This is a genomic window from Polaromonas sp. LjRoot131 (assembly GCF_964252805.1).
In the GTDB taxonomy this organism is placed as follows: domain Bacteria; phylum Pseudomonadota; class Gammaproteobacteria; order Burkholderiales; family Burkholderiaceae_C; genus Polaromonas.
In genome coordinates this window covers 433,083-444,872 of record NZ_CAXUPF020000004.1, presented here as the reverse complement: position 1 = coordinate 444,872, position 11,790 = coordinate 433,083, and the positions used below count along the sequence as shown (strand labels likewise).

Genomic DNA, 11,790 nt, shown 5'->3' with positions numbered 1-11,790 from the left:
TTTTAACTTTCTGGGGATTCTGATCATGGCACTCGTTTCGATGCGCGAGCTGCTGGACCATGCGGCAGTCAACGGCTACGGCATTCCGGCTTTTAACGTCAACAACCTCGAGCAGGTGCAAGCCGTCATGGAAGCGGCCAAGGAAACCGGCGCACCGGTGATCCTGCAGGCCAGCGCCGGCGCCCGCAAATATGCCGGTGAACCCTTCATCAAGCACCTGATCCAGGCGGCCATTGAGATGTACCCCAACATCCCGCTGGTCATGCACCAGGACCACGGCCAGAACCCCGACGTCTGCCAGGGCGCCATCGACCTCGGTTTTTCGTCGGTGATGATGGACGGCTCGCTTGAAGCCGACGGCAAGACCATCGCCAGCTACGACTACAACGTCGAGGTGACGAAAAAGGTCTCGCAGCTGGCCCATAAATACGGTGTTACCGTGGAAGGTGAACTCGGCTGCCTCGGCTCGCTTGAAACCATGAAGGGCGACAAGGAAGACGGCCACGGCACCGATGCCACCATGACGCGCGAACAGCTGCTGACCGACCCTGAGCAGGCCGCCGACTTCGTCAAACGCACGCAGATCGACGCGCTGGCCATCGCCATCGGCACCAGCCACGGCGCCTACAAGTTCACCCGCAAGCCCACCGGCGACATCCTGGCCATCGACCGCATCAAGGAAATCCACAAACGCATTCCGAGCACCCACCTGGTGATGCACGGCTCCTCCTCGGTGCCGCAGGAGCTGCTGGCCCTGATCCGCCAGTACGGCGGCAACATGAAGGAAACCTACGGCGTACCGGTCGAGGAAATCCAGGAAGCCATCAAGCACGGCGTGCGCAAGATCAACATCGACACCGACATCCGCCTGGCCATGACGGCCGCGGTGCGCAAGTTCCTGGCCGAGAACCCCGAAAAGTTCGATGCCCGCGAATGGCTCAAGCCCGCGCGCGAAGCCGCCAAGCAGATCTGCAAGCAGCGCTACATCCAGTTCGGCTGCGAAGGCCAGGGCGCCAAGATCAAGGGCGACACCCTGCAGGTCGTGGCCGCCAAATACGCCAAGGGCGAATTGGCTCAAGTCGTCCACTGAAAATTCCCGCCGTCCGCCCGCGCGGATTGGCGATAATTCAAAGCCCGCGGACTCTTGCAAGTCGCGGGCTTTTTACTTGACCCCTCTCCCATGCCCCCCACCATGACCCAAGCACTCCATACCTCCGCCCTGACCTCCCTGCCCCTGCTCGCGCGCGGCAAGGTGCGCGATAACTACGCCGTGGGCAAGGACAGGCTGCTGATGGTGGCCAGCGACCGGCTCAGCGCCTTCGACGTCATCCTGGGTGAGCCGATTCCCGGCAAGGGCGCGCTGCTCACGCAGATGGCGCTGTTCTGGTTCGGCAAGCTGGGCCACATCTGCCCCAACCATCTGACCGGCGAATCGCCCGAAAGCGTGGTCACGCCGGCCGAAATCCCGCAGGTGGTGAACCGCTCCATGCTGGTCAAGCGCCTGAAGCCCATCCCGGTCGAGGCCGTGGTGCGCGGCTATCTTGCCGGCAGCGGCTGGAAGGAATACCAGGAAAGCCAGGCGGTCTGCGGCGTGCCCCTGCCCGCGGGCCTGAAGAACGCCGGCAAGTTGCCCGAGCCCATCTTCACGCCAGCCGCCAAGGCCGAAGCCGGCGAGCACGACGAGAACATCAGCTATGAGCAGGTGGTCAAGATCGTCGGCCCGGAGTTGGCCGCGCGGATCAAAAAAATCAGCATCGAGATCTACAGCACCGCCGCCGCCTTCGCGCTGACCAAAGGCATCATCATTGCCGATACCAAGTTCGAATTCGGCCTCGATGAAAACGGCACGCTGACGCTGATGGACGAGGTGCTGACGCCCGATTCCTCCCGCTACTGGCCCATCGAAGGTTATGAAGCCGCTTACGCGGCCGGCCAGAACCCGCCCAGCTACGACAAGCAGTTCGTGCGTGACTGGCTGGAAGCCGTGCGCATCAATGGCAAGCCCTGGGACAAGACCCCGCCCTCGCCGCACCTGCCGGCCGATGTGGTCGCCAAGACCGCCGCCAAGTACCAGGAAGCGTTGACGCGGCTGACGGCCTGAGGCCGCCGCGGGCCGGGCCCGTCCTCTGTACATTGATGTCACAGCCCGCTAACACCACGGATCGCCGTGGTGTGTCCAGAATCTGTCTGTTCCTTCATCCCATCCCCAGGAGACAGACATGGCAGGCAAAAAGATATTGATGATTTGCGGTGACTATTGCGAAGACTATGAAACCATGGTGCCCTTCCAGGCCTTGCTGGCCGTGGGCCACACGGTGCATGCGGTGTGCCCCGACAAGGCGGCTGGCGACACTATCAAGACGGCGATCCACGATTTTGAAGGCGCGCAGACCTACAGCGAAAAGCCGGGCCACAACTTCGCGCTGAACGCCACCTTCGCCCATGTCAAGACCGAGAGCTACGACGCGCTGCTGCTGCCGGGCGGGCGTGGACCGGAGTACTTGCGCACCTACCCGGCCGTGGTGGCCATGGTGAAGCACTTTTTTGAGGCCAACAAGCCGGTGGCCGCCATCTGCCATGCGGCGCAATTGCTGGCGGGCGCCGATGTGCTCAAGGGCCGGACCTGCTCGGCCTACCCGGCCTGCCGCACCGAGGTCGAACGCGCCGGCGGTCGCTATGCCGACATCGCCATCGACGCGGCCCATACCGAAGGTAACCTGGTGTCGGCGCCCGCCTGGCCGGCCCACCCGGCCTGGATTGCGCAGTTCCTGGTTTTGCTCGGGACGCGGATCACACATTGACGCCGGCCGGTGTGCGGCGCATGATTTCCTTGGCCTGAGAAAGTGACGGCGGTGCCGCCCGAAAAAACCGCAGCTGGAGACACATCATGTGCGAGGTATTCATCAACGCCGACCCGGCGCTCTACGAAAGCCGTATCCGCTCGGTCCGCCTGCACGGGGTGGCCACCAGCATCCGGCTGGAGAACCTGTTCTGGGACGTGCTGGGCGACGTCGCCCGGCGCGACGGCATGAGCGTGCCCCAGCTGTGCACCCGCCTGCACGACGAGTTGGTGGCCGAGCGGGGCGGGGTCGACAATTTTGCGTCCTTCCTGCGCGTGTGCTGCGGCCGTTACCTGGCGCTGCAGCTTTCGGGCGGAATCCCGCGCGACGCGTCCATTCCCATCCGCAGCCTCAATGCTCAGCGCGTGCTGGCTACGGAGCGGCGGCCTTTTTCATCTGGGGAAACGCGGGCCTGCGGCGATCCGCAAACACTGGCCGCGTAAAGCGCCTGAACGGTGCTTGACGCAGCGCCACGGCGACAGGCGCAGCCTTCTCAGCTGAGCACCACGCTGGACAGGCGCCGGCGGTAAGTCGCCACAACCGGATCCTCCGGCGGAATCTGCCCATCGGCGACCTTGGGTTTGGGCGCTTCCATGACGTCGAGGACGGCGATATAGGTCTTGCGCGCGAGGTCCTCGTTCCAGGCCTTGTCGCGCATCAGGATTTCCAGCAGCTCGTCGAGCGCGTCGGTCCAGCGCTGCCGGGCCATCAGCCCGCGGGCCTTGTCAAAACGCGCTTCGAAGTCGCGCCTGTTGGCGGCGATCCTGGCGTCCAGGCCGGCAGCGGCGCCCGCGCCCTGGGTGGCGGCGAAGTCCATGGCGTCCATCCAGCGCTTGAGCGAATCAAAACGCCGCACCACCGTGGTTTGCGCGATCACCGGCGCGAATGCCACCTTGGCGTCGTCCTCGCGGCCCATCTGCAGCAGCAGCTTGACGTAGTCGAAGCGAGCGTTGTCGTCGGCCGGGTTGGCGGCCACCGCGTGCTGCAGCTTTTCCAGGACGTCGGACGGGTCGGTGCTTTCTTCCTCGAGCGCCAGTTCCTGCTCCTCGGCCTCGCCTGCCGGGGGCAGGTGCTTGTCGAGGAATTCCTTGACCTTGCCTTCGGGCAGCGCGCCGGCAAAACCGTCCACCGGCTGGCCGTTCATCATCAGGATGCAGGTCGGGATGCTGCGGATACCGAAGGCCGCGCCCAGCTGCTGCTCCTGGTCGGAATCGACCTTCACGAGCTTGAAGCGCCCGGCGTATTCGGCTTCCACCTTTTCCAGGATCGGGCCCAGCGACTTGCAGGGGCCGCACCAGGGCGCCCAGAAGTCGATCAGCACGGGGGTGGTCATGGAAGCGGCAACGACTTCCGCTTCGAAATTGGCAAGGGTGACGTCTATCATGATTCTGTGAAAAATGGGGCTGGAATAAGGGGTTTCAACCGCCGCGGCGCGGCTGGCGTGGCCCGGGAGCAGGCCCAAACGATAGCATGCAGGCCCCGTTTGCCGCTGCCCGCCCGCCTGACCCTTAAAATCAGGGGTTACGGGCGAACGGCCTGCAAACCCCAAGACCCAGAAGGTCCCAATGACGACGACAAACAATACGGCCGCCCCGCTGGTGGGCGTGGTGATGGGCTCCAGCAGCGACTGGGAGACCATGCAGCACGCGGTGCAGATCCTCAGCCAGTTCGGCGTGGCGCACGAAGCCCGCGTGGTGTCGGCCCACCGCATGCCCGACGAACTCTTCGCCTATGCCGAAGCAGCCTCTGGCCGCGGCCTGCAGGCCATCATCGCCGGCGCCGGCGGTGCCGCCCACCTGCCCGGCATGCTGGCCGCCAAAACGGCCGTGCCCGTGCTGGGCGTGCCGGTGGCCAGCAAGCACCTGCAGGGCGTCGATTCGCTGCACAGCATCGTGCAGATGCCCAAGGGCATTCCCGTCGCCACCTTTGCCATCGGCAACGCCGGTGCGGCCAACGCGGCCCTGTTCGCGGTGGCCATGCTGGCCCTGCACGACAAGGCGCTGGCCGCCCAGCTGCAGGCCTTCCGCGCCGAGCAGACCGCCGCCGCCCACGCCATGACCCTGCCGCCCGCATGAGCCTTCCTTCCGGTCTCCCCGTTTTCCCCGGCACCGTTTCCGCCTCCGGCCAGCCCGCCACGCTGGGCGTGATGGGCGGCGGCCAGCTGGGCCGCATGTTTGTGCACGCCGCGCAGCGCCTGGGTTATTTCACCGCGGTGCTGGATCCCGACGCGCAAAGCCCGGCGGGCCTGGTGAGCCACCACCACATCCGGACCGGCTACGGCGACGAGCAGGGGCTCAAGCAGCTGGCCGCGCTGTGCGCCGCCATCACCACCGAATTTGAAAACGTGCCCGCCGCCGCGTTGCAGGCGCTGGCCGCCAGCCGCCCCGTGGCGCCGGGCGCCGCCGCCGTCGCCATCGCGCAGAACCGCATCGAGGAAAAATCGCACTTCACCGCCAGCGCCGCCGAATCCGGCGTGCTGGCCGGCGTCAGCTGCGCGCCCTATGCGGTGATTGAAACGCAGGCGCAACTCGAGGCTGTCCCTGCCGACCTGCTGCCAGGCATCCTGAAAACCGCGCGCATGGGCTACGACGGCAAGGGCCAGGTCCGCGTCAAAAATGCGGCCGAACTCGCCGCCGCCTGGGCCGGCCTGAAGCAGGCGCCCTGCGTGCTCGAAAAAATGCTGCCGCTCAAGGCCGAGTGCTCGGTCATCGTGGCGCGCGGCTGGGACGGCCGCATCGTGGGCTTCGCGCCCCAGCGCAATGTGCACGTGGACGGCATCCTGGCCGTCACCCAGGCCTACGAAGGCAATATGCCCGCGGCCCTTGCGCAGCGTGCATTGGCCGCCACCCGCACCATCGCGAATCACGTTGGTTACGTCGGCGTGCTCTGCGTCGAGTTTTTCCTGGTCGACGACGGCAGTGCCGACGGCGCGCTGGTCGTCAATGAAATGGCGCCGCGCCCGCACAACAGCGGCCACTACACCATGGACGCCTGCGACGTCTCGCAGTTCGACCTGCAGGTGCACGCCATGGCCGGCCTGCCGCTGCCGCAGCCGCGCCAGCATTCGCCGGCCATCATGCTCAACCTGCTGGGCGACGTGTGGTTCGACGCCCAGGGCAATCCGCGCACGCCCGACTGGCCGGCCGTGCTGGCGCTGCCCGGCACGCACCTGCACCTTTATGGCAAGACCGAAGCGCGCGCCGGCCGCAAGATGGGCCACCTGAACATCACCGGCGCCGACGTCGCCGCCGTCAAGGCCACGGCGCGCCAGGCGGCGGCCATCCTGGGGCTGCCGGGCCTTGAAGACATCTGATCGACGCCAATGATTCTGCCCGGCACCGATACGCAGGCCATAGCGGAGGCCGCCCGCCGCATCCAGGCCGGCGAGCTGGTCGGCTTTCCGACCGAAACCGTGTATGGCCTGGGCGCCGACGCGTCCAGCGACCAGGCCGTCGCCGGTATTTTTACGGCCAAGGGCCGGCCGTCCGACCACCCGCTCATCGTGCATGTGGCCGATGCGGCGCATGTAGAGGGTTACGCCAGCAGCGTGCCGCCTTTTGCGGCACGTTTGATGAAAGCCTTCTGGCCCGGGCCGTTGACCGTGATCCTGCCGCGCAAGCCCGGCGTGGCCGCGGCCGCGGCCGGCGGCCAGGATTCCATCGGCCTGCGCTGCCCCGCGCACCCGGTCGCGCTGGCTTTCCTCAAGGCCTGCAACACCGGCGTCGCCGGCCCCAGCGCCAACCGTTTCGGCCGCGTCAGCCCCACCACCGCCCAGCACGTGCAGCAGGAATTCGGCGACGGCCTGCTGGTGCTGGACGGCGGCCCGTGCGATGTCGGCATCGAGTCCAGCATCGTCGACTGCACACGCGGCCGGCCCGTGCTGCTGCGTCCGGGCGTACTCACGCGCGCGCAACTCGAAGCCGCCTGCGGCGAGGCCGTGCTGGGCAAGGACGAGTTCGAGCAGCAGGCCCTGGGCCTGGCGGGCGATGCGCCGCGCGCCTCCGGTACGCTGGAAGCGCATTACGCCCCCAACGCCAAGCTGCGCCTCATGGACGCCGGGCCGATCCAGACCGCACTCGATTTGCTGGGCGCCGAAGCCGCCCACATCGCGGTCTATGCCCGCAGCATCGTGCGCATCAAGTCCGAGCAGGTGCTGTACCGCCGCATGCCCGACGATGCGTTGGCCACGGCCCAGCAGTTGTTCGCCGTGCTGCGCGACTTCGATGCCAAAGGCGTCAAGCTGATCTGGGTGGAAAACCCGCCGCCGGAGGCCGAATGGGACGGCGTGCGCGACCGGCTGGGGCGGGCTGCCGCGAGCTGAGGCCCTTACCCGTGCCGGAACGCGCTGGGGTATAAACGGAGCTCCGCCAACCAGGCCGGTGGCTGCGCAGGATGCACGCGCTGTGCCAAAAGGTCGCTCGGTCAACCTCCACACGAGAAGCGCATTTTGGAACACTCCGCGTCACAACACTCCCTGGACAATGTGTCCGCGAATGCGCCTCATGCCAGCCCCTGGCTGAAGGGCTGGCGCATGGCGGCTTTGGCGATGATCATCATTGCGGTGGTCTTCATCAGCGTTGTGCCCCAGGTGTCCAACGACTTCTGGCTGCAGGCCAAGGTGGGGGAACTGATCGCCCGGGACCATGCCATCCCGAAGACCATCCTGTTTCCCTTCACGGAAATACGCGACGCCCGTTTCAACGCGCACGAATGGCTGCCGTCCCTGCTGTTCTACTGGCTCATCGGCCTGGTTGGCGAAGACGGGCTGCCCCTGGTCATGGGGGCCGCCGGGGTCGCGCTGTTCACCCTCATGGCCTGGCTTGCCTACCGGCGCAGCGGCAAGAATTTGCCGCTGGCCTTGCTGTTGGGCTTTCTGGCCGTGGGGATTGAGAACCAGCGCCACTTCCTGCGCCCCGAGCTTGTTTCCTTGTTCCTTCTGGGTTTTTACTGGCTCTTGCTGGATATCTGCAGGTCAAGGCCGCGGCCGCTTGCATGGGCCGGTGCCTTGCTGGTCGTGGTTCTTTGGGCCAACACACATGGCTCTTTTATCCTGGCGCCCATCATCGCGGCGATCTATGCCGTGGGCCTGTGGCTGGACGGGCTTCGTTCAGGTATTGCGGGGAATATGCGCCCAAAGCAGATTCCCAAGGCATTCGCCATCTTCTCCATTGCCGCCCTGGCCGCATGCCTGGTCAACCCCTTCGGCCTGGATCTGCTGCAGTTTGTCGTGAACTTCGGCCACGCCGACACCGACAAAATGATCATCAATGAGTGGATGCCAACCTTCAACCCGGGTTGGTACGAAGTCCCTGCCGTGTGGATGGGACTTGGCTGTGCCGCCGTCACCGCAACCGTGATGTGGGTCCAATGGCGCAGGCTCAGCGCCGTGGAGGCGCTGATGTTCCTGATGTTCCTGGTCCTGGCGCTGAAGACCGTCCGATTCCTGGTCTATCAGGGCATGGTCGCGGCATTTGTACTTTCGGCGCTGGCGGCGGCGGGACAACAGGGCGCAAAGACCCCTGTTCGGGTCTATGCCGTTTGTGCCTTCGCGGCGGCCCTTGTATTGGGGCTGGCTTCGAAGTTCGGCAACGCCTTCGGCGCGTTTCCGCATTCGGCGCTGGGGATCAGCCCAAGCTATACCAGCTTCATGATCAAGAAGTTGAGCGCCCCCGATTTGCAGGGCAACGTGATCAATTCATATGAGCTCGGAGCGGAGCTGGTGTATCGGGCCTACCCACGGCTTCGCCCTTCCATCGATTCACGCATTGACTCCTACGGAGGCGCCTACACCTGGCTCAACGGCCGCCTTTTTCAGGACGACGCACTGCTGGTTGACTACGTGCAAAAGTACGATGTACGCTACATGCTCTTGAGCCACCGGGATTTCAGGATGGTGGAAAAGCTGCCGAGCTGGACCAGCGGGCGCTGGACCATCCGGGCCATGGACCAGCGGGCCGTGCTGCTGCAAAGAAGCGACCTGCCCGCGGCACCTTGATCGGGCGGCGCCCGCGCTATCGACATCACTGCACCAGGGACGACCATGCTCTCCATCCTCCTCACCATCTGGTTTCTCCATGTCGCGGCCATGATGAGCCCCGGCGCCAACGTGCTGCTGGTCTCGCAGCTCGCGGCCAGCGACCGGGCGCGCAGCGCGGTGTTCGCGGCCCTGGGCGTGACGGCGGGGGCCGCCATCTGGGCGCTCTGCGCGGTGCTGGGTGTCAATGCCGTGTTCAAGATCTTTCCGGGGCTGCGCCTTGCGCTGCAAGTGGCCGGTGGCCTCTACCTGCTGTATGTGGCCAGCCGTCTCTGGCGCTCGGGCGGCCTTGCTTTAGGCAAGGGCGGCCCGTCGGTCTCATCGGCCGCCGCTTTCCGCCTGGGTTTTCTCACCAACATCACCAACCCGAAATCGGCGCTCTTTTTCGGCAGCGTGTTTGCCGCCTCGTTTCCGGCCGCGCCCAGTCCGGCCTTGCAGGGCGCGGCAGTGGCCATGATCGTGGCCAACGCGCTGTGCTGGCACACGCTGCTGGCCTATCTGTTTTCGCGCGAACGGGTGCGGCTGGCCTACGCCCGCACGCGGGGAACGGCTGACCGCATGGCCTCGGTGGCCGTGGGTGCGCTGGGGCTGGGCTTGCTGGCGGCGTCCTTGCGCGAGGCGCGGTCTTAGCGAGAGCTGCTCACAAAACCATCCTGGCGTTGTTGCGCCGCCTTGCCGTGCTGGAGCACTGTCTGCGGCGGCGCGCCTAGCCAGGACCGCTTCGCTGGGTTTTGTGAGCAGCTCTCAGGGAAGTGCGAATTGGGCGTCGGGCTCGGGCTCATCCTGCCCGCCCCGGCTTTCTTCAGCGACCCACTGAAGGTATTCTGCAGAGCCCGCGGTGATGGGTAGCTGCACAATCTCCGGCGTCTCGTAGCTGTGATGCTCCTGGATAAAACGCTCCAGCGCCGCATACCGCGCCTGGCGTGTCTTGATCGACAGGCGAAATTCAGATTCCTTGCACAGCGCGCCCTGCCAGCGGTAAATGCTCTGGATGGCCTGAATCTGCACGCAGGCGCCCAATCGGGCTTCAACGATGCCGCGCGCCAGGTGTTCCGCTTCCTCCGCCGTGGCCGTGGCGGTCAGCACCACGCAATAGGCCTGGCTGTTTCCGGGGGTATGGGGATGGGGTGTACGGGGGGCTTGCATCATGGCGCTCCGGTTCAGCCTGCCTTGCCGGGCAAGCCCTTGCCTAAATTTGAGGCATTGTGGCGCAGGCCGCGTCAAATGGGGTTTTGCCCCGCAAGCCGCGTGGTCATCAACAGCCTTGTCCACACCCGGCAGGGATAACTTGCGGCTTTGGCGGTAGCCAGGGACTATCGGGCGGCTTCTTTCACGGTCCATTCCAGCAGTGCATCCAGCGCCGGACGCGCGGCCCCGGCGTTCGGGTGGTTGATGAGCCCCACCACGATGTAGCGCGTGCCGCTGTTGCCGTTGGCGTAGCCGGCAATCGCGGTCACGTCGCGCAGCGAGCCGGTCTTCAAAAAGGCCTGTCCCACCACGCCCTTGCCGCGCTCACGCAGCGTGCCGTCCACGCCCGCCACGGGCAGCGAGTCGGCCAGGTCCGCGGCCAGCGGGCTTTTGGCGGCGTGCAGCAGCAGGGCCGCCAGGCCCGCCGCCGTTACGCGCTCATTGCGGCTCAGGCCCGAGCCGTTGTCCATCAAGGGTGCTGCCGTGCCCGGCAGGTTTTTTTTCCACCAGGCGGCCAGTGCGGCATGGGCAGCGTCCAGCGTGCCGGCTTTGGGCTGGCCCAGGCTGGCGTGCAGGCCCAGCGTCAGGAAGACGTGCTGGGCCATCACGTTGTTTGAATACTTGTTGACGTCACGCACCACCTCCAGCAGCGTCGGCGACTGGTGCTCAAAGCGTATCGCGGCTTTTTGGCCCGACAGCGTGCCGGTGCTGCGCAGCATGGCGAGTTCCTGCGGCGTGGCGTCGCGCGCCGTGCCGGTCAGCAGGCCGCCCAGTTGCCGCCACGAGCCTTCGATGGCGCGCGCGGCAAAGCTGGCCGGGTCGGCATAGGCACTGGGCCAGATTTTTTCACCGCAGGCCGACGAATAGGTGCCCAGGAATTCGATGTTGACCGGGTTCTCGACGCTGGCGCGCAGTTCGCTGCGCCAGTCGCCGCAGCGGGCCACGCGCACCAGCGGCACGCTGGCACCCACCTGCACGCCCGCCAGCGGCGGCTCGTAGCGCACCAGTGCGCGGCCGCTGGGCAGGTCCGGTGTGAACGTCATCACGATGGACTTGAAATTGATGAGCAGCGCATCGGGCCGCGCGTTGTAGGGACGCAGCGGCTCGCCGTCGAACTCGCCCGGGTCGGTGGCCGGCACGCTGAAGGCGCTGCGGTCCAGCACGATGTCGCCGCGGACCACCCGTGCGCCGCCGGCCTGCACCTGGGCCAGCAGGGCCTGCAGTCGCTCCACGACGAGTTTGGGATCGCCCCCGCCCTGCACCACCAGGTTGCCGTTGAGCAGCCCGCCCGAGGTGCTGCCATCCAGGATGATGCGGGTCTTCCAGGTGAAATCGCGGCCCAGCGCATCGAGCGCCGAATAGGTGGTCACCAGCTTCATGACCGAAGCCGGGTTCATCGGCGTGTCGATGCGCCAGCTCAGGCGCGGTACCGGTTTGCCGCTGGCCGCTTCGACCACCAGCATGGACACCGCGTCGCGCGGCACCTTGGCGCGTGCCAGGGCTTTTTCAATCGGGGCGGGCAGGCGCGGGGCTTGTGCCAGGGCGGCGCGGGGGGCGAAGGGCAGGGTGGCGGCGATCAGCGCGGCGGCCAGCAGGCGCAGCGCAACAAGGTGCGGCGTGCGCGGGCTCGGCGGGTCTTGGGTCATGCGGGGATTATCGCGGCAGCCCGCCGGCCATTGGCGGGGATAATCAGGTGCATATGCCCGCCAGCCTCTTGTTCAAGCGCTG

The 11,790-nt window shown here is 66.2% G+C and carries 12 protein-coding genes; 9 read left to right on the top strand and 3 right to left on the bottom strand.

Translation table 11 applies throughout. From position 1 onward, the window contains the following. Positions 1–25: 25 nt before the first annotated feature. From fba to ACSQ27_RS19560, 4 genes are all read left to right on the top strand, one after another. Positions 26–1,090 carry a class II fructose-bisphosphate aldolase gene (gene fba / locus ACSQ27_RS19575; protein ID WP_074579197.1) on the top strand — a complete coding sequence of 355 codons (1,065 nt, stop codon included), beginning with the start codon at positions 26–28 and terminating at the stop codon, positions 1,088–1,090. A 102-nt stretch (positions 1,091–1,192) separates the two neighbouring features. After that, complete coding sequence (locus tag ACSQ27_RS19570; protein ID WP_436157147.1) at positions 1,193–2,101, top strand: phosphoribosylaminoimidazolesuccinocarboxamide synthase; 909 nt, start codon at positions 1,193–1,195, stop codon at positions 2,099–2,101. A 118-nt stretch (positions 2,102–2,219) separates the two neighbouring features. Then, on the top strand, positions 2,220–2,801 hold the full coding sequence (locus ACSQ27_RS19565) for a DJ-1/PfpI family protein (RefSeq protein ID WP_436157146.1): 582 nt from the start codon (positions 2,220–2,222) through the stop codon (positions 2,799–2,801). An 86-nt stretch (positions 2,802–2,887) separates the two neighbouring features. Beyond that, on the top strand, positions 2,888–3,283 hold the full coding sequence (locus ACSQ27_RS19560) for a ribbon-helix-helix domain-containing protein (protein WP_436157145.1): 396 nt from the start codon (positions 2,888–2,890) through the stop codon (positions 3,281–3,283). Positions 3,284–3,333: 50 nt separating this feature from the next. Here the strand turns inward: ACSQ27_RS19560 and trxA are convergent, their stop codons facing one another. Next, entirely contained in the window at positions 3,334–4,224 is an 891-nt protein-coding gene (gene trxA, locus ACSQ27_RS19555; RefSeq protein WP_436157144.1) for a thioredoxin, read from the bottom strand. Between the two features lie 181 nt (positions 4,225–4,405). Here trxA and purE point away from each other — a divergent pair, with 181 nt between their 5' ends. The 5 genes from purE to ACSQ27_RS19530 all read left to right on the top strand — a co-directional run bounded on the left by purE (position 4,406) and on the right by ACSQ27_RS19530 (position 9,504). Beyond that, positions 4,406–4,915 (top strand): 5-(carboxyamino)imidazole ribonucleotide mutase, encoded by a 510-nt coding sequence (purE, locus tag ACSQ27_RS19550; protein ID WP_436157143.1) that lies wholly within the window; start codon positions 4,406–4,408, stop codon positions 4,913–4,915. Further along, a complete protein-coding gene (locus tag ACSQ27_RS19545) occupies positions 4,912–6,153 on the top strand; it encodes a 5-(carboxyamino)imidazole ribonucleotide synthase (RefSeq protein ID WP_436157142.1) in 1,242 nt (413 codons plus the stop codon). The genes purE and ACSQ27_RS19545 overlap by 4 nt, the downstream gene beginning before the upstream one ends. 9 nt (positions 6,154–6,162) lie before the next feature. Further along, positions 6,163–7,161, top strand: a complete 999-nt coding sequence (locus ACSQ27_RS19540) for an L-threonylcarbamoyladenylate synthase (protein ID WP_436157141.1) — start codon at positions 6,163–6,165, stop codon at positions 7,159–7,161. Positions 7,162–7,371: 210 nt separating this feature from the next. Next, on the top strand, positions 7,372–8,835 hold the full coding sequence (locus ACSQ27_RS19535) for a hypothetical protein (protein ID WP_436157140.1): 1,464 nt from the start codon (positions 7,372–7,374) through the stop codon (positions 8,833–8,835). Between the two features lie 45 nt (positions 8,836–8,880). Continuing rightward, positions 8,881–9,504, top strand: a complete 624-nt coding sequence (locus ACSQ27_RS19530; protein ID WP_436157139.1) for a LysE family translocator — start codon at positions 8,881–8,883, stop codon at positions 9,502–9,504. 114 nt (positions 9,505–9,618) lie between these two features. Here ACSQ27_RS19530 and cutA read toward each other — a convergent pair whose 3' ends face one another. Both cutA and dacB read right to left on the bottom strand, forming a co-directional pair. Beyond that, on the bottom strand, positions 9,619–10,020 hold the full coding sequence (gene cutA / locus ACSQ27_RS19525) for a divalent-cation tolerance protein CutA (RefSeq protein WP_436157138.1): 402 nt from the start codon (positions 10,018–10,020) through the stop codon (positions 9,619–9,621). Positions 10,021–10,187: 167 nt separating this feature from the next. Continuing rightward, positions 10,188–11,708 carry a D-alanyl-D-alanine carboxypeptidase/D-alanyl-D-alanine endopeptidase gene (gene dacB / locus ACSQ27_RS19520; RefSeq protein WP_436157137.1) on the bottom strand — a complete coding sequence of 507 codons (1,521 nt, stop codon included), beginning with the start codon at positions 11,706–11,708 and terminating at the stop codon, positions 10,188–10,190. Positions 11,709–11,790: the final 82 nt, after the last annotated feature.

Excerpts from the sequence above, each read along its gene's own strand:
- ACSQ27_RS19540 (WP_436157141.1), top strand. The coding sequence starts at position 6,163 with ATGATTCTGCCCGGCACCGATACGCAGGCCATAGCGGAGGCCGCCCGC.
- ACSQ27_RS19530 (WP_436157139.1), top strand. The coding sequence starts at position 8,881 with ATGCTCTCCATCCTCCTCACCATCTGGTTTCTCCATGTCGCGGCCATG.
- trxA (WP_436157144.1), bottom strand. The coding sequence starts at position 4,224 with ATGATAGACGTCACCCTTGCCAATTTCGAAGCGGAAGTCGTTGCCGCT.
- ACSQ27_RS19545 (WP_436157142.1), top strand. The coding sequence starts at position 4,912 with ATGAGCCTTCCTTCCGGTCTCCCCGTTTTCCCCGGCACCGTTTCCGCC.
- cutA (WP_436157138.1), bottom strand. The coding sequence starts at position 10,020 with ATGCAAGCCCCCCGTACACCCCATCCCCATACCCCCGGAAACAGCCAG.
- ACSQ27_RS19570 (WP_436157147.1), top strand. The coding sequence starts at position 1,193 with ATGACCCAAGCACTCCATACCTCCGCCCTGACCTCCCTGCCCCTGCTC.
- ACSQ27_RS19535 (WP_436157140.1), top strand. The coding sequence starts at position 7,372 with ATGGCGGCTTTGGCGATGATCATCATTGCGGTGGTCTTCATCAGCGTT.
- ACSQ27_RS19560 (WP_436157145.1), top strand. The coding sequence starts at position 2,888 with ATGTGCGAGGTATTCATCAACGCCGACCCGGCGCTCTACGAAAGCCGT.
- dacB (WP_436157137.1), bottom strand. The coding sequence starts at position 11,708 with ATGACCCAAGACCCGCCGAGCCCGCGCACGCCGCACCTTGTTGCGCTG.
- fba (WP_074579197.1), top strand. The coding sequence starts at position 26 with ATGGCACTCGTTTCGATGCGCGAGCTGCTGGACCATGCGGCAGTCAAC.
- purE (WP_436157143.1), top strand. The coding sequence starts at position 4,406 with ATGACGACGACAAACAATACGGCCGCCCCGCTGGTGGGCGTGGTGATG.
- ACSQ27_RS19565 (WP_436157146.1), top strand. The coding sequence starts at position 2,220 with ATGGCAGGCAAAAAGATATTGATGATTTGCGGTGACTATTGCGAAGAC.